The organism is Paracidovorax sp., from assembly GCF_057642795.1.
Window position 1 is genome coordinate 386,464 of record NZ_JBXYZY010000021.1, and the last position, 16,026, is coordinate 402,489.

Sequence of the window (16,026 nt, forward strand, 5' to 3'; positions counted from 1 at the left end):
GACCAATGTACCAGCTTGGCCCGTCGGGCCCGTCTCAAGACCCGCTGAACGCAGCGCGCAGGGCCTGTTCCAGGTCGGCCCGCAGATCCTCCACATCCTCCAGTCCGATGGAAAACCGCACGACGGTGCCGGGCTTGAGGTGGCGGGCCGCGCGATCGCGCATGCCAGGCAGGTCGTAAGGCACCACCAGGCTCATCGGGCCGCCCCAGCTGTAGCCCAGCTTGAAATAGCGCAGCCCGTCGCAGAACGCATCCACCGCGGCCTGGGCATGGCGTTCGTCAATCACCACGCTGAAAAGCCCCGCCGCCGCGCCCTCTCCCCCGTGAGCCGCGCCGCAGAGCGCGCGCCACTGGGCATGGCCGGGCGAGTCTTCCAGGGCCGGGTGCAGTACCTGGGCCACCGCCGGCTGTGTGGCCAGCCAGCGGGCCAGCTCGCGCGCGGCCACGTCGTGCGCGCGGTAGCGGATCGCCATGCTGGGCAGCGAACGCAAAACCGCCTCCACGTCGTTCGCGCCCACGCCCAGGCCCAGGCGCATGTGCGCGAGCTTGATGCGCAGGTGCAGGCCCTGGTCGCGGGTGGTGATGCTGCCCATGAGCACGTCACCACCGCCACTGGGGTACTTGGTAAGGGCATGCACGGAGACATCCACGCCCAGCGTACCGTCGCCCAGCAGGTCGAAGGGCGCAAAAGCCAGGCCTGCGCCCCAGGTGTTGTCCAGCGCACAGATCACGCCGCTTGCTCGGCAGATGCGGACCTGCTCAGCCAGATCGGGGAACTCCATGCTGACCGAGCCTGGCGCTTCGAGCCAGACCAGACGGGTCGCGGGCGTGATGCGGGCGGCCAGATCGGCGGGGTCGAGCGGGTCGTAGATGACGTGGCGGATGCCGTAGTGCCGCAGTTCGGCCTCGGCCAGCGCCTTGCTGGGTCCGTAGGCGTTGTCGGGAATCAACACCTCGTCGCCCGTGCGCAGCAAGGCCAGCGCGACGTTGGCGATGGCTGCGAGGCCGCTGGGGACGAGAAGGCACTGTGCCCCGCCTTCGAGCGTGGCCAGGCGCTCTTCCAGCAGATAGGTGGTGGGCGTGCCGTGCAGGCCGTAGGTGTAGCTGGTCTTGTCCTTCCACTCGCGCGCGCGCATGGCCGCCACGTTGGGGAAGATAACGGTGGAGGCTTTGTGGACCGGCGGCTGCGGAGCGGCGAAGCCGGCCGGGGCCTCATAGGAATGATGGACGAGGCGGGTGGTCAGGTGGCGCGGCTCGGCGTCCGCCGGGCCTGGGGTATCGGGCAGTGAGGCAGTCATGGGCCGATGGTAGCGCCGCGGCGCTGCCGGCCCATGCTGCATACCGCCACAGCGGGGGCCAGGGTCAGGTGGCGCTGACGGTGAGCTTGTTGACCACCGAGTTCACGCCCTGTACGCCGCGAGCGATGGTTTCTGCCCGCTCGCTGGCTGCGGCACTCTTGACCGGTCCGGTGAGCGTGACGATACCGTTGCGGGTGTCCACGTCGATCTTGATGGCGCTGAGTTCCGAGTCCTTCGCGAGCCCCGCAGACACCTTGGCGGTGATGCCCGCGTCGTCCATTACCGCGGCTGCGTCGGCCGCAGCACTACGGGTGGAGGCGGTGGCCTCGCGGGCGGCACTTTCGACCTTGCGCTGCGCATCGTTCGCCGCCTGCTCGGTTTTGGCAACGGCGGCGTCGAGCTTTTGGCCTGCCGTCTGATCGCCGCTGTTGCGGTCGCAGGCCGCGAGGCCCAGGCTGAGCGCGACAGCGCCGGCCAGGCCCAGCAGGCGCCAGGCGGGACGTTGGGAAAGAGTGTGGGATGGGTGCGTCATGGCAGTCTCCTTAAGGCGCTGAAAGGGATGGAAGGAACTGTAGGCCCCGGCCTCTCGGCCTTCCGTTGGGCAGCAGCCGAAGCCGCCGTAGGACAAAGTTGCCACCTGCTGAATGAATCCACGCCATAGCCAGCCCGAGCACACGACAATAGCGGGATGACCTCTTCGCGCATGCTGGCCCTGTCGCGCTGGCTTCCCTTCCTCGCATGGCCCCGGCCTGACCGCGCGCTCCTGGCGGGCGACTTCTGGGCCGGGATGACGGTCGGCCTGATGCTGGTGCCTCAGGGTGTGGCCTACGCCGCCCTGGCCGGCATGCCCTTGGTGACGGGGATCTACGCCTCGCTGGTGCCGGCACTGATTGCGGTGCTCTGGAGCTCGTCGACGCGTCTGGGCGTGGGCCCCACCGCACTCACAAGCCTGCTCATCGGCGCGTCGCTCACCGGCATGGCCGAACCCGGCAGCACGCACTGGGTGGCGCTCGCGGCATGGATGGCCCTGCTGTCGGGACTGGTGCAGGTGACGCTCGGGGCCGTGCGCTTCGGCTGGCTGCTGAACCTGGTCACCTCCCCGGTGCTCAACGGCTTTACCCAGGCCGCGGCTCTGCTCATCCTGGCGTCGCAGCTACCGGCGTTGCTCGGGTTGCGCACCAGCTGGCACGCGCTCTGGGTCAGCCCTTCCCTTCACCATTTCGACCCCATCGCATTGGCCTTCGGGCTGGGTGGCCTGGTGCTGCTTGTGCTGGCACGCAGGTGGCGATCCACCTTTCCGGCCGCCATCGTGGTGGTGGCCGCGGCGGCCGCACTGAGCTGGGCGCTCGGCTATGCCGACGCGCAAGGTGCTGTGGTCGGCCATCTGCCAGCAGGCCTGCCCTCGCTCTCCTGGCCCGAATGGCTGTCTTGGGAGGAGTACGGCGATCTGCTGCTGCCCGTGCTCGTCGTGACTCTGGTGAGCTTCCTCGAAACCGCCTCCAGCGCCAAGGTGGAGCACAGCCAATCAGGCACGCGCTGGAACGAGAACCAGGACCTCATCGCTCACGGCATGGCCAAGATCAGCTCGGGTCTGTGCGGCAGCTTCGCCACCAGCGCCTCTTTCTCGCGCTCGGCCATCAACCTGTACGCCGGCGCCAAGAGCGGCTGGGCGACGCTGTTCGCGCTGCTGCTGGTGCTGTCCGTGCTCCTATGGCTCACGCCCGCGCTCTACCACGTGCCGCAGTCGGTGCTGGCCGCAGTGGTCGTGACTGCGGTGACCAGCCTCATCAAGCCCGCCAGCATGTGGAAGCTGGCACGCGTCTCTCGGGTGGAGGCCGCCATCGGCGGCGTCACCTTCGCGCTGACACTGGCCACCGCGCCACGCATGTACTGGGGTGTGCTGGCCGGCATTTTCATGAGCCTCGCGCACTTCTTGTTCCAGCGCCTGCATCCGCGCATCATCGAAGTAGGCATCCACCCGGATGGCAGCTTGCGCGACCGGCACCTGTGGCAACTGCCTCCCATCGCACCGCGCCTGCTCGCACTGCGTATGGATGCGGAGCTCGACTTCGCCTCCGCTGCCGCGCTCGAGCGACGCGTGGCCGAGCACCTCGCAGCCAACCCCGACATACAGCACGTCTGCCTCTTCGCACTACCCATCAACCGTGTGGACGTGACTGGCACCGAGACCTTCGCCCGCCTGATCGGACTGGTGCGCGGGCGGGGCGGCCAACTGCACGTGAGCGGGCTGAAGCTGCCCGCCGAGCAGGTATTGCGCCGTGCAGGACTGCTGGAGCCCAGCCCGCTGGTAGCGATGTACCGCACCGACGCAGAAGCCCTGGCGGCCCTGCAACGCAGCAGATGTACCGCAGGAGAGGGGCCGTGAAAAACACTGGACTGTTACACTCCTGGATAAGTATCGCCGTCGCCTCCGTTGACGCCAATTTGTGACCGAAACAGTGCCTCATAACACAGTCCATTTGAACGAGCTGCGATTGTCGACAGCGCATGCGCTCGTGATGCAGTCGATGGGCTCCGATGCTGCACTGCGCACGGAAACTCCCGTCGACTATTTGCAAAGCCTGATCGACGGCCTGTGCGAGCTTTCGCTGAAGGACCCGCTCACCGGGCTGGCCAATCGTCGGCATTTCCGCACCGTGCTGGAGCGGGAGATCGACCGGGTCACCCGGTCGGGTGAATCCGCCCTGTTGCTGATGCTGGACGTCGACAACTTCAAACGCGTGAACGACACCTACGGTCACATGGCGGGCGACCTGGTGCTGCAGTCGGTGGCGCGCACGCTCGATGCGTGCGTGCGCCCCATGGATACGCTGGCACGCTATGGCGGCGAGGAGTTCGCCGTCGTGCTGCCAGCCTGCCATGCCGGATTCGGGCTGGCGGTGGCCGAACGCATCCGCCAGGCCGTCGAGAGCACGCCCATTGCCATCTCCCCCACCGTGGAGCTACAGATCACGATCAGCATCGGCGGCGCCTTTGCGCTGCAATGGATCCGCAGCACAACGCTGCTCTGGACCGAGCGGGCCGATGGCCAGCTCTACAAGGCCAAGATGGCCGGGCGCAATCGTGTGAGCATCGAAGACCAACCCGACAGCACCGTGACCGCAGAAGAAAAGAGCCTGTTGTTCGGGCCCCTATACACTCCTGCTGGCTGGGGTGACATCCCCCCGCCTCAGGATCCCTCCACAGGCAGCGCCTATTGAAAGCACAGAGATGACCGACGCGCTGTCCCCCCAAAACGCCGCCTCTGCAGGCCTTTCACCCTACGCTGCGGGCAAGTCGCCTGCAGGTGCCCGCATCATCGCCATCACCAGTGGCAAGGGTGGTGTAGGCAAGACCTTCGTCTCCGCCAATCTGGCGGCCGCCCTGACCCGCCGAGGCCAGCGCGTGCTGGTGCTCGACGCCGACCTGGGCCTGGCCAACCTCGACGTGGTGCTGAACCTGCACCCCAAGATCACGCTGCATGACGTGTTCACCGGCAAAGCTTCGCTGGAAGACGCCGTGATCGAGGCGCCCGGTGGGTTTTCTGCCGTGCTGGCTGGCTCGGGCATGGTCGAGTATTCGCGCCTCACCCCCGAGGTGCGCAACCAGTTCATGCAGGTGCTGCAGACGCTGGCGCCGCGCTACGACGTCGTGCTGCTGGATACCGGCGCAGGCATTTCCGACGTGGTGCTGTTCTCGATCTCGCTGGCCTCCGAAGTGCTGATCGTCGCCACGCCAGAACCCACATCGCTCACCGATGCCTATGCAGCCATCAAGGTGATGGCCACGCAGCAAAAACGCCAGCATGTGCGCATGGTGGTGAACCAGGCCGCCCGCCCAGGCGATGGCCGTGCCATCACCAGCCAGCTGCAACAGGTTCTGGACCGTTTCGTCAGCACCGAGTCGGGCCGCCCGATGCGGCTGCTGCATATGGGTGACATTCCCGCCGATGCTTCGGTGCGCAATGCCGTCATGCGCCGCCAGCTGCTGCTGCTGCAGATGCCGGGCTGCCCGGCGGCACTGGCGATCGCCCAGCTCGCCAACAAGATCGAATCGACGCTGCTGGCGCCAGCGCCCTGACGCAGCGCCCGGAGCGGCCACGCGGGTGGCCGGCGCCTGCAGTGCCGCCGCGTGCGTGCTTGCCTGCGTGCGGCACACCTCACTCACTCTCTGCGGCGACGCAGGCACGCCGCATCGCCCCGTCCCTGTCTTTCGCCATTGCACCGCCGTGAACAACGTCCTCAACATTTCCAGCTATCTCTTCGTTCCTTTGCCGGACGCGCACGCGCTCCAACCCCGGCTGCAGGAGCGGGCCCTGGCGATGGGTCTGAAAGGCACCATCCTGCTGGCCGAAGAAGGCATCAACCTTTTCCTCGCCGGCCCGGCCGAGGCGGTGCGCGGCTTTATCGCTGGGCTGAAGGCAGAAGACGAGCGCTTCGCGCCACTGGAGCCGAAGGAGAGCTGGTCCGATAGCCAGCCCTTCCGCAAGATGCTGGTCAAGGTGAAGCGGGAAATCATCCGCATGGACCATCCGGCCATTCGCCCCGCCGGCGGGCGCGCGCCTGCCGTGGACCCGCAGACCCTGCGCCGCTGGCTGGAGGCGGGTCACGACGACGAAGGCCGTCCGGTGGTGACGCTGGACACGCGCAACGCCTTCGAGGTGGACCACGGCACCTTCGAGGGCGCCATCGACTGGCGCATCGACAAGTTCACGCAGTTCCCGCCCGCCCTGCGCGAGCACAAGGCGGAGCTGGCCGGCAAGACGGTGGTGAGCTTCTGCACCGGGGGCATCCGCTGCGAGAAGGCGGCGATCCTGATGCGCGAAGAGGGGCTGGAGCATGTCTATCAGCTCGAGGGCGGCATTCTCAAATACTTCGAACTGACCGACGGAGCGCACTACCAGGGCGGCTGCTTCGTGTTCGACGAGCGGCGGGTGCTGGAAGCCGACTTGTCGCCCAACCCGGCCAAGGATGCTATGAATTCGTGAGCTGCAGGCGCTTATCCATCAAGCGCAGCAGCTCATTTCAGCCTCAACCCCTCAGGGCTTGAAGCGCCGCTCCGGCAGCGGGATCCACTCCGTCTCGCCCGGCACGCGGCCCATGGCCTGCGCCTCCCAGGCCTTGGCCGCCTGCACGATGCGCTCCTTGCTGCTGGAAACGAAGTTCCACCACAGATGGCGGGGCCCGTCCAGCGGCTCACCGCCGATCACCATGCAGCGCACCGGTTCACCAGCGGTGGCTCGCAGTACCGTAGCCTGGCCCGGGGCCAGCGTCGCCAGGGTCTGGCGGGGCAGCAGCTCGTCGCCCAGCCATACGTCGGCATCGACCGGGTAGAGCGCCATCTGCTGCGCCAGGGGCGGCAGTTCGAGCAAGGCGCCGGGCTGCAGCTGCACGTCCAGATAAAGCGCGGGTGCCAACGTCTCGACCGGCGAGCGGCAGCCGAAGCCGTCGCCCACCAGCACGCGCACCCGGGCACCGTCACCCGCCCATTCCGGGATCTCGGCCGCAGGCGTGTGGACGAACGAGGGAGCACAGTCCTCCGCCACCGCCGGCAAGGCGGCCCAGAGCTGAATGCCGTGGTTCACGTAACGGCGCTGCGCGAGTGCCTCCGGGCGGCGCTCGGAATGCACGATCCCGCGCCCCGCCGTCATCCAGTTGATGGCGCCGGGCTCGATCTGCTGCTCGGAGCCCAGGCTGTCGCGGTGCATGATCGCACCCTCGAACAGATAGGTCACCGTCGCCAGACCGATGTGCGGATGGGGGCGCACGTCATATTCGTCCTGGGGCTCCACCGCCACCGGACCGAAATGGTCAAAGAAGAGGAAGGGCCCCACCGAACGCAGCTGCAGCGCGGGCAGCAGCCGGCGCACGGTGAAACCGCCGCCCAAGTCTTTTTCGTGGCCTTTCAGCCGCAGCAGGCCCATTTCGGAGGCTGGCGATGGGGCGCTCATAGCAGCGCTCCGCTCAACCGCCGAAACGCGTAGCGATGGCCGCCACGCGCTCGCCGAACAGCTTGGCCGTGTCCAGGTCGCCCTGGGGGATCTCGGTGACGCTGGCGTCCGAAGGGGACTGCACCAGCAGGCCGACCGAGCCGCCCAGGTTGTTGGGGTGGTTGCGCGTGGCCGCCTTGTTGTTGGCCGGCATCTGGCCCAGGCTGATCCAGAGGCCGCCGTGCTGGGAGGCCAACGTCTGCAGGTAGGCCAGCGTGGTGCCCTTGTCGCCATTCAGGCTGGCGCTATTGGTGAAGCCGGCAAAGAACTTGTCCTGCCAACCGCGGCTGAACCAGACCTTGGACGAGGCATCAGCGAACTTCTTGAACTGCCAGCTGGGGCCGCCCATGTAGGTGGGCGTGCCCATGACGATCGCATCGGCAGCGGCCAGCTGTTCCCAGCCGCCTTCGGGCAGTTCGCCATCCGCATCAATGGCGAGCAGGCTCGCGCCCGCACCTTCAGCCACGAGCTGCGCGACGCGCTGGGTGTGGCCATAACCGGAGTGGAAGACGACGACGATGTTTGCCATGGTGTGTGCTCTTTGCGTGAAATGAATGAATGGATGAATGGGGCGAAAGCGGTCGTGAAAGACCTGGCCGGCAGCGGGCCGGCGATGGCCGAATGGAGACACTGTATCCCGCTGCGGTCGTCCGCAGCGTAGCCTGAGCGGAAAGCGGCCACGCGCAGCGGTCTTGAAGTGTTCATTCAAATCGGTTGAATTAGCATTGGCGCACCATGCAAAAAGCACGTGACGTCCTGACTCCCGACCACTTGTCCATGCTGCAGGTCATCGCCGATTCCGGCAGCTTCGCCGCTGCAGCCCGGCAGCTGGGCTTGGTGCCCAGCGCCCTCACCTACCGCGTGCGGCAGATCGAGGATGCGCTGGATGTACTGCTCTTCGATCGCAGCGCCCGCCAGGCGCGCCCCACCGAAGCGGGCGTAGAGCTGCTGCGCGAAGGCGCCCGCCTGCTGAGCGACGTGGAAGCCATCGCCCATCGGGTGCGCCGTGTGGGCACAGGCTGGGAGCCGCAGCTCACGCTCTCGATCGACGGCGTGATCTCGCCCACCACCGTGCTGGAGCTGGTCGAGGCTTTCTACGCCCTCTCGCCGCCCACGCGGCTCAAGCTGCGCGACGGCATCCTCTCGGGCACGCTCGAGTCGCTGATCGCCGGCCATGCCGATCTGGCGCTGGGCGTGGCCGTCAGCCCGGGCACGGTGGCAGGGTGCAGCAGGAATCGCTGGGCGGCATGCTGTTCGAGTTTGTGGTGGCCCCACACCACCCGCTGGCGCGCGGCGACCAGCCGCTGAGCGATGCCGAAATGCGCGAGCACCGGGTGATCGCCGTGGCCGACTCCGCCCAAAAAGGCGGCGTGACCATGGGCATCCTGGGCGGGCAGGACGTGCTGACCGTGGACACCATGCAGGCCAAGGTGCAGGCGCTGCTGCGCGGGCTGGGCGGCGGCTTTCTGCCCGAGCCCATGGCCCGCGCCCATGTGGCGGCGGGCCGGCTGGTGGTGCGTGCCGTCGCGCGCCCTGCGCGCACCGTGCAGCTGCACTACGCCTGGGGTGGGCCCGGCCACTCGGCCCCGGGCCGGGCGCTGCAGTGGTGGCTGGAGCAGCTGCGCAAGCCCGCCACGCGCCGCGCGCTGCTGGAAAACCACCAGCCAACCTGATCGCACCTGCCGGCATCCGCTCTGCGCGTCACCTGCGGGTTGCGCCCCGCCCACCACGGCCCGCAGCGCGTGTAGAGTGACAGCCAAGCACCGTGCGCGCTACAGCGCTCCTCGCCGATACGGGGGCGCCGTTGCCCCACCCATCGATTGCCACTGAAAGGGCCTGCCATGCGTTCTTCCGTTCCCCGATCACAGCGCCGACTGCGAAACACCGAGCCCGCCCAACAGGCTGCCGCTTCTGCACCCTCCGCATCGGCGCGCCGCTTTGCCGTCATCGGCGCCGGCATGGCCGGCGTAGCCTGCGCGCGCACGCTGGTGCAGGCCGGCCACGAAGTGGTGGTGTTCGAGAAATCCGCCCGGCCTGGCGGACGCACCGGCACGCTCGAATCGCCCTTTGGCGGCTTCGACACCGGCGCGCAGTACTTCACCGTGCGCGATCCGCGTTTCCAGAAGGCGCTCGATACCGTGCCGGGTCTGTGCCGCCCCTGGAGCGCCAACACCGTGCGCGTGCTGGATGCCGCCGGCCGCGTGGCCGCCGCTGCGCCGCCCCCGGGCGAGGCGCACTGGGTCGCGGCCCCCGGCATGGATGCGCTGGTCGCCGCCTGGGCCCAGCCCCTGCTGCAGGCCGGCCGGCTGCTGACAGGCACGCACGTCACCCGCATCGAGGCAGACCCGCTGCGCCCCGGCGGCTGGCAGGTGCGCACCGGCGCGCTCGACGGCGCGGTCCACGTGCATGCGGGTTTCGACGCCGTGCTGCTGAGCCAGCCCGCGCCCGCAGCCACGGCGCTGCTGCAGGCTTCTGGCATCGAGCTGCCCGAGGGGCCGACGCTGGAGGCCGTCACCATTGCCCCATGCTGGACGCTGATGCTCGCCTTCGCCCAGGCCGTGCGCCCAGGCCTGACCACGCTGGGGCCGCAGTGGAACGCGGCGCGCAGCACGCACCACCGCATCGCCTGGCTGGCGCGCGAATCGTCCAAGCCCGGGCGCTCGCAGATCGAGCGCTGGACAGTGCAGGCCAGCCCGGAATGGTCCACCGAGCACCTGGAAGACGACGCCGCACGCGTGCTCGCCAAGCTGCTCAAGGGCTTCGCCGAGGTGACCGGCATCCGCGCTGAGCCGACCTACGCCGAGGTACGCCGCTGGCGCCACGCGCAGACGCGCCAGCCGCTGGGTCGGAGCCACCTGTGGAGTGCCGCTGCCGGCATCGGCCTGTGCGGCGACTGGTGCCTGGGCCACCGGCTGGAAGATGCCTTCGTCTCCGGGCTGGAGCTCGCGCTGGACGCGATCGCCTGATCCCCGCCCGCAACAGGTCTGAAACGCTTCGTTCCTTTCTTGCGCCAGCCCGAGAGCTCGGCGCCTTTTTCTTGCTTTCGCCTTGCTCCCGCTTGCCACCTCCCCCATGGCCGGCACCCGTCTGGGTGCGCCCTCCCCTGCAGGCCGCTACGTAGGCCGGTTCGCGCCCTCGCCAACGGGCCCGCTGCATGCCGGTTCGCTGGTGGCAGCCCTGGCCAGCTGGCTCGATGCGCGCGCTGTGCAGGGCGGGCGCTGGCTGGTGCGCATCGAAGACGTCGACACGCCCCGCTGCGTGCCGGGCGCGGCCGAAACCATCCTGCAGCAGCTGGCCGCCTGCGGGCTGATGCCCGACGAGCCCCCGGTGTGGCAATCGGCACGGAATGCGCGTTACCAGACCGCGCTGGACCAGCTCGTGGCGCAGCGGCGCGCCTACCCCTGCGCCTGCTCGCGCCGCGACATCGAGTCGGCCCTTGCCGCCGCAGGCCATGCGCGGGAGCGGCACAGCGAACTGCCTTACCCCGGCACTTGCCGCCACGGCCTGCACGGGCAACCTGCGCGCGCGTGGCGCTTCGCGGCTACCGAATATCAGCAAAACAGCGCTCCAGCCCAGGAAGAAAAAGGGCGTGCAGCTATGTATTCGATAGCAAACAGCGGAGTGCGCTGGACCGACCGCCGGCTGGGCCCGCAGCAGCAGGACGTGGCCCGGCAGGTGGGCGACTTCGTGCTTCGCCGCGCCGACGGGCTCTGGGCCTACCAGCTGGCCGTGGTCATCGACGATGCGGATCAGGGCGTGACCGATGTTGTGCGCGGCGCGGACCTGGCCGACAACACCCCGCGCCAGATCCTGCTGCAGTCCGCGCTGGGTCTGTCCACGCCACGCTACCTGCACGTTCCGCTGGTGCGGGCCGCCGATGGTGAAAAGCTCTCCAAACAGCACGGTGCCCCGCCCATCGACACCCACCGGCCGCTACAGGCGCTGGCCGCAGCAGCGCGCGCGCTGGGCCTGCCTGAAGCGCTTTCGGACGGCTGCGCGAACGATGAAAGCCGCGGCGCAAGTTCAGCCATCGCGCAGGCGCTCGGTGTCTGGGTCGCGGCCTGGCAGCGAATCTACAATCCATCATCGTGAACGCAATTCCATCTCCCATCGGCGACAACGCCGAATCCACCGACGTGGCCGCAGAGTCACCCTCCTCCAGCGCTTGCGGCGCGCCTGCCGGCGTGGCCTACCCCAAGACCATCAAGAGCTATGTGCGCCGCGCCGGCCGCACCACCACGGGCCAGGCCAAGGCCTTCGAGGACCTGGGCCCTCGCTTCCTTTTGAGCTATGCGGCGCAGCCTTTCGATGCCGAGTCCGCGTTCGGCCGCACGGCGCCGCTCATCCTGGAAATCGGCTTCGGCATGGGCGAGGCCACCGCCCACATCGCCCGCGTTCGGCCCCAGGACAACTTCCTGTGCTGCGAGGTCCACGAGCCCGGGGTGGGTGCACTGCTCAAGCGCATCGGCGAGCAGGACATCGGGAACATCCGCATCCTGCAGCACGATGCGGTCGAGGTGATCGACCACATGCTGGCACCGGGCTCTCTGGACGGCATCCATATCTTCTTTCCGGACCCCTGGCACAAGAAGAAGCACAACAAGCGGCGTCTCATCCAGCCGCCGCTGGTCGCCAAGCTGGCCGCGCGCCTGAAGCCCGGTGGCTACCTGCACTGCGCCACCGACTGGCAGCCCTACGCCGAACAGATGCTGGAAGTGCTGTCGGCCGAGCCGCTGCTGGCCAATAGCCAGCAGGCGGGAGGCTTCGCACCGCAGCCCGACTACCGCCCGCTCACCAAGTTCGAGAACCGCGGCCTACGGCTCGGCCACGGCGTGTGGGACGTGGTGTTCCGCCGCCAACCCTGACCCACACCAACCGAAAGCGTAGGCCGCCATGCAACCCATTCTTGCCAACCTGGTGGAAATGACGGGGCAGCGCGACCACCTCCGTCTGGAGCTGTCGGTGCTGTCCACCCTGAACCAGATGCCTTCGGTCCGGCAAGTGCGGTCGCTCGATATCTTCCACCATGCCAACGCGCTCTTCGTGCGCCCCCGCTGCTGGCTGCACGATGACCAGTGGGTGACCACGGCCGTCCACGAGCCGTCGGAGGACAAGAAGGCGCAGCCGCTGACGGAATTGCCCGCGCTGAGCCAGTGCATCGCTGCCCACGAGACGAGCGCACTGCACTCTCCGCGCAAGGGCGTTCACGTGATGTGGCTGCCCATCTGGCTACACGACCAAGTGCACAGCTGCCTGGAGATCACCCAGTCGCGGCCGTTCGCGCAGCACAAGATCCACGTCATCAAAAGCGTGTTCTTCGTCTATCAGAACTACCAGAACCTGCTGGACTACAGCGAACGCGATGCGCTCACCGGCCTGTTCAATCGCAAAACCTTCGACGAGGAGTTCTCTCGGCGCATCGCCGGCAACACCCACAGCGCCACAGAACTGGGTCCCGAGGGCGCCGAGCAGGACGTGCAGCAGTGGCTGGCCGTGGTGGACGTCGATCACTTCAAGCAGGTGAACGATCGCTTCGGCCACCTCTACGGCGACGAGGTGCTGATCCTCATGGCCAACATCCTGCGCAATTCGTTCCGCGCGCAGGACCGCATCTTCCGCTTCGGCGGCGAGGAGTTCGTGGTGCTGCTGCGCTCCACCACGCTGGAGATGGCCTACCGGATCTTCAATCGTTTCCGAGAGGCCGTGCAGGACCACCACTTCCCACAGGTCGGCAAGGTCACCGTCAGCGTGGGCTTCGTCAGCACGCAAGAGGGCATTCCCGTCGAGATCCTGGGGCACGCGGATCAGGCGCTCTACTACGCCAAAGACCATGGCCGCAACCAGGTGTGCTTCTACGGCGACCTCGTCAAGCAAGGCCACGTCGCTGCCACGGTGCGGCAGGACGACGTCGAATTCTTCTAACGCCTTCTCGGCAACCTTGCGGGCTTGGCTACCGGCCGCCGCTCCACAGAAGACGAAAAAAAGGCCTGCATGTGCAGGCCTTTTTCCATCGGCGCCCGAAGGCGCTGGCTACGGGGCTCAGACCCGATCGGCCACCCAGGCCTGCACCGAGGCCAGAGCTGCCGGCAGCGCCGCAGCGTTGGTGCCGCCGGCCATGGCCATGTCGGCCTTGCCGCCGCCCTTGCCACCGACCTGGCTGGCCACGAAGTTCACCAGTTCGCCCGCCTTGACCCGGCCCGTACTGTCGGCCGTCACGCCTGCGGCGATCTGCACCTTGTCGCCATCGGCGGCGGCCAGCACGATGGCGGCCGTCTTGAGCTTGTCCTTGAGCTTGTCCATGGTGTCGCGCAAGGTCTTGGCATCGGCGCCGGGCAGTGTCGCTGCGAGCACCTTCAGGCCCTTCACGTCCACCGCCTGGCCGACCAGCTCGTCGCCCTGGCTGGAAGCGAGCTTGCCCTTCAAGGCCGCCACTTCGCGCTCCAGCGCCTTGACCTGATCCAGCGCCTGGCCGATGCGGCCAGTGATCTCGGCCACCGGAGCGCGCAGCGCGCCTGCGGCCTGGCTCACGGTGTCTTCCAGCTGCTGCAGGTAGGCCAGCGCATGGGTGCCGGTCACGGCCTCGATGCGGCGCACGCCTGCAGCCACGCCACTTTCGGCCACCACCTTGAAGAGGCCGATGTCGCCCGTGCGCTCGACGTGGGTGCCGCCGCACAGCTCGCGGCTGCTGCCGATGTCCAGCACGCGCACGGTCTCGCCGTACTTCTCGCCGAACAGCATCATGGCGCCCGTCTTCTGGGCCGATTCGATGTCCATCACGCGCGCATCGGTGGCGGTGTTGGCCAGGATCTCGGCATTCACGCGGCGTTCGATCTCGCGGATCTGCGCATCGGTCACCGGGGCGCCGTGCGTGAAGTCGAAGCGCGTGCGCTCAGGCGTCACCAGGCTGCCCTTTTGCTGCACGTGATCGCCCAGCACCTCGCGCAGGGCCTTGTGCATCAGGTGAGTGGCCGAGTGGTTGCGCAGCGTGGATTCGCGCAGGGGCTTGTCCACCTCGGCGGAAATCGTCTGGCCCACGCGCAGCTCGCCGCGCACCATCACGCCGTGGTGGCCGAACACCTGGGCCTTGATCTTCTGCGTGTCGGACACGGCGAAGTCGGCATGGTCGGCCCGCAGATGGCCCTGGTCGCCCACCTGGCCGCCGGATTCGGCATAGAACGGCGTGGCGTCGAGCACGACCACACCCGCCTGGCCCTGTTCGAGGCGCTGCACGCTCACGCCATCGGCGTAGAGCGCGGTGACCGTGGCGGTGGAGCCCAGCGTCGTGTAGCCCACGAATTCGCCATCGGCGCCGGTGTATTCCAGGGCGCGGTCCATCTTGAACTTGCCTGCGGCGCGGGCCTGGGACTTCTGGCGCTCCATGGCGGCCTTGAAGCCCTCTTCGTCCACCGTCAGGCCGCGCTCACGGCAGACGTCGGCCGACAGGTCGAGCGGGAAGCCGTAGGTGTCGTGCAGCTTGAAGGCCACGTCGCCGGGCAGCACCTTGGCGTCGCCGGCGAGGGCGGCGTCGAGGATCTCCATGCCGTTGGCCAGCGTCTCAAAGAAGCGCTCTTCCTCGGCCTTGAGCACTTCGGTGATGCGCTGTTCCTGCTCGCGCAGCTTGGGGTACGCCTCGCCCATCTGCTCGGCCAGGTCCTTCACCAGCTTGTGGAAGAACGGCGTCTTCTGGCCCAGCTTGTAGCCGTGGCGGATGGCGCGGCGCACGATCCGGCGCTGCACGTAGCCGCGGCCTTCGTTGCTGGGGATCACGCCGTCGCTGATGAGGAACGAGGTGGCACGGATGTGGTCGGCGATGACCTTGAGCGAAGGGTTCGCCAGATCGGTGGTGTGCGTCTCGCGCGCAGCGGCCTTGATCAGCGCATCGAAGATGTCGATCTCGTAGTTGCTGTGGACGTGCTGCAGGATGGCGGCGAGCCGCTCCAGGCCCATGCCGGTATCGACGCAGGGCGCGGGCAGCGGCACGACGCTGCCGTCTTCCTTCATGTCGAACTGCATGAACACGTTGTTCCAGATCTCGATGAAGCGGTCGCCGTCTTCATCGGGGCTACCTGGGGGGCCGCCGGGGATGTGCGCGCCGTGGTCGTAGAAGATCTCGGAGCACGGGCCGCAGGGGCCGGTGTCGGCCATCATCCAGAAGTTGTCGGACTTGTAGCGGCCGCCCTTGTTGTCGCCGATGCGGATCACGCGCTCGGGCGGCAGGCCGATCTCCTTGGTCCAGATGTCGTAGGCCTCGTCGTCTTCCTGATAGACGGTGGCCAGCAGGCGCTCGGGCGGCAGTCCATACACCTTGGTGAGCAGCTCCCAGGCCCACTTCAGCGATTCGCGCTTGAAGTAGTCGCCGAAGCTCCAGTTGCCCAGCATCTCGAAGAAGGTGTGATGGCGGGCGGTGTAGCCCACGTTCTCCAGGTCGTTGTGCTTGCCGCCGGCGCGCAGGCAGGCCTGAACCGAGGTGGCGCGGTTATAGGGACGCTTGTCGGTGCCCAGGAACACGTCCTTGAACTGGACCATGCCCGAATTGGTGAACATCAGCGTGGGGTCGTTGCCCGGAACGAGCGACGACGAAGGCACCACGGTGTGGCCGCGCTCGGCGAAGAAGTCGAGGAACTTGGCGCGGATTTCAGAGACTTTCATCCGGGTCTTTCTGCGCGGCCTGCCGCGCTGGGGCCAGCGCATGCCAAGCGGCGTCTTTTCGGTGGAAATGGAAGGAGGCGAAAGCCTTCGA

Annotated in this window: 13 protein-coding genes and 1 pseudogene; 9 read left to right on the top strand and 5 right to left on the bottom strand. The window is 67.8% G+C overall.

From position 1 onward, the window contains the following. Window positions 1–34: 34 nt before the first annotated feature. Window positions 35–1,297, bottom strand: a complete 1,263-nt coding sequence (locus tag AC3A84_RS08655) for a PLP-dependent transferase (RefSeq protein ID WP_487969186.1) — start codon at window positions 1,295–1,297, stop codon at window positions 35–37. 64 nt (window positions 1,298–1,361) lie between these two features. Then, a complete protein-coding gene (locus AC3A84_RS08660; RefSeq protein ID WP_487969187.1) occupies window positions 1,362–1,829 on the bottom strand; it encodes a BON domain-containing protein in 468 nt (155 codons plus the stop codon). Between the two features lie 156 nt (window positions 1,830–1,985). Here AC3A84_RS08660 and AC3A84_RS08665 point away from each other — a divergent pair, with 156 nt between their 5' ends. The 4 genes from AC3A84_RS08665 (at window position 1,986) to AC3A84_RS08680 (ending at window position 6,284) form a co-directional block, all read left to right on the top strand. Beyond that, complete coding sequence (locus AC3A84_RS08665; RefSeq protein WP_487969188.1) at window positions 1,986–3,683, top strand: SulP family inorganic anion transporter; 1,698 nt, start codon at window positions 1,986–1,988, stop codon at window positions 3,681–3,683. A 133-nt stretch (window positions 3,684–3,816) separates the two neighbouring features. After that, window positions 3,817–4,518, top strand: a complete 702-nt coding sequence (locus tag AC3A84_RS08670) for a GGDEF domain-containing protein (protein ID WP_487969330.1) — start codon at window positions 3,817–3,819, stop codon at window positions 4,516–4,518. 10 nt (window positions 4,519–4,528) lie between these two features. Beyond that, window positions 4,529–5,377 (top strand): MinD/ParA family protein, encoded by an 849-nt coding sequence (locus AC3A84_RS08675; protein WP_487969189.1) that lies wholly within the window; start codon window positions 4,529–4,531, stop codon window positions 5,375–5,377. A gap of 148 nt (window positions 5,378–5,525) precedes the next feature. Next, the gene (locus tag AC3A84_RS08680; RefSeq protein WP_487969190.1) at window positions 5,526–6,284 is read left to right on the top strand and encodes a sulfurtransferase; all 759 of its coding nucleotides are present in this window, start codon (window positions 5,526–5,528) and stop codon (window positions 6,282–6,284) included. Between the two features lie 51 nt (window positions 6,285–6,335). Here the strand turns inward: AC3A84_RS08680 and AC3A84_RS08685 are convergent, their stop codons facing one another. Next, window positions 6,336–7,247 (bottom strand): pirin family protein, encoded by a 912-nt coding sequence (locus tag AC3A84_RS08685; RefSeq protein ID WP_487969191.1) that lies wholly within the window; start codon window positions 7,245–7,247, stop codon window positions 6,336–6,338. Window positions 7,248–7,260: 13 nt separating this feature from the next. Then, window positions 7,261–7,815 carry a flavodoxin family protein gene (locus AC3A84_RS08690; RefSeq protein ID WP_487969192.1) on the bottom strand — a complete coding sequence of 185 codons (555 nt, stop codon included), beginning with the start codon at window positions 7,813–7,815 and terminating at the stop codon, window positions 7,261–7,263. A gap of 206 nt (window positions 7,816–8,021) precedes the next feature. On the opposite strand from AC3A84_RS08690, the pseudogene AC3A84_RS08695 reads away from it, so the two are divergent. From AC3A84_RS08695 to AC3A84_RS08715, 5 genes and pseudogenes are all read left to right on the top strand, one after another. Next, window positions 8,022–8,959 (top strand): annotated as a pseudogene (locus tag AC3A84_RS08695) (LysR family transcriptional regulator). Window positions 8,960–9,127: 168 nt separating this feature from the next. Continuing rightward, entirely contained in the window at window positions 9,128–10,252 is a 1,125-nt protein-coding gene (locus tag AC3A84_RS08700) for an NAD(P)/FAD-dependent oxidoreductase (protein ID WP_487969193.1), read from the top strand. A 106-nt stretch (window positions 10,253–10,358) separates the two neighbouring features. Continuing rightward, complete coding sequence (gene gluQRS / locus AC3A84_RS08705) at window positions 10,359–11,378, top strand: tRNA glutamyl-Q(34) synthetase GluQRS (protein ID WP_487969194.1); 1,020 nt, start codon at window positions 10,359–10,361, stop codon at window positions 11,376–11,378. Window positions 11,379–11,395: 17 nt separating this feature from the next. Further along, a complete protein-coding gene (trmB, locus tag AC3A84_RS08710; protein ID WP_487969332.1) occupies window positions 11,396–12,151 on the top strand; it encodes a tRNA (guanosine(46)-N7)-methyltransferase TrmB in 756 nt (251 codons plus the stop codon). Between the two features lie 28 nt (window positions 12,152–12,179). After that, window positions 12,180–13,208, top strand: a complete 1,029-nt coding sequence (locus AC3A84_RS08715; protein ID WP_487969195.1) for a GGDEF domain-containing protein — start codon at window positions 12,180–12,182, stop codon at window positions 13,206–13,208. 117 nt (window positions 13,209–13,325) lie between these two features. Here AC3A84_RS08715 and alaS read toward each other — a convergent pair whose 3' ends face one another. Beyond that, complete coding sequence (alaS, locus tag AC3A84_RS08720) at window positions 13,326–15,935, bottom strand: alanine--tRNA ligase (RefSeq protein WP_487969196.1); 2,610 nt, start codon at window positions 15,933–15,935, stop codon at window positions 13,326–13,328. Window positions 15,936–16,026 lie beyond the last annotated feature (91 nt).

What these genes read in the sequence shown, in the direction of transcription:
- gluQRS (WP_487969194.1), top strand. Translation starts at nt 10,359, where the DNA reads ATGGCCGGCACCCGTCTGGGTGCGCCCTCCCCTGCAGGCCGCTACGTA.
- AC3A84_RS08670 (WP_487969330.1), top strand. Translation starts at nt 3,817, where the DNA reads ATGCAGTCGATGGGCTCCGATGCTGCACTGCGCACGGAAACTCCCGTC.
- alaS (WP_487969196.1), bottom strand. Translation starts at nt 15,935, where the DNA reads ATGAAAGTCTCTGAAATCCGCGCCAAGTTCCTCGACTTCTTCGCCGAG.
- AC3A84_RS08715 (WP_487969195.1), top strand. Translation starts at nt 12,180, where the DNA reads ATGCAACCCATTCTTGCCAACCTGGTGGAAATGACGGGGCAGCGCGAC.
- AC3A84_RS08700 (WP_487969193.1), top strand. Translation starts at nt 9,128, where the DNA reads ATGCGTTCTTCCGTTCCCCGATCACAGCGCCGACTGCGAAACACCGAG.
- AC3A84_RS08655 (WP_487969186.1), bottom strand. Translation starts at nt 1,297, where the DNA reads ATGACTGCCTCACTGCCCGATACCCCAGGCCCGGCGGACGCCGAGCCG.
- AC3A84_RS08690 (WP_487969192.1), bottom strand. Translation starts at nt 7,815, where the DNA reads ATGGCAAACATCGTCGTCGTCTTCCACTCCGGTTATGGCCACACCCAG.
- AC3A84_RS08675 (WP_487969189.1), top strand. Translation starts at nt 4,529, where the DNA reads ATGACCGACGCGCTGTCCCCCCAAAACGCCGCCTCTGCAGGCCTTTCA.
- AC3A84_RS08665 (WP_487969188.1), top strand. Translation starts at nt 1,986, where the DNA reads ATGACCTCTTCGCGCATGCTGGCCCTGTCGCGCTGGCTTCCCTTCCTC.
- AC3A84_RS08685 (WP_487969191.1), bottom strand. Translation starts at nt 7,247, where the DNA reads ATGAGCGCCCCATCGCCAGCCTCCGAAATGGGCCTGCTGCGGCTGAAA.
- AC3A84_RS08660 (WP_487969187.1), bottom strand. Translation starts at nt 1,829, where the DNA reads ATGACGCACCCATCCCACACTCTTTCCCAACGTCCCGCCTGGCGCCTG.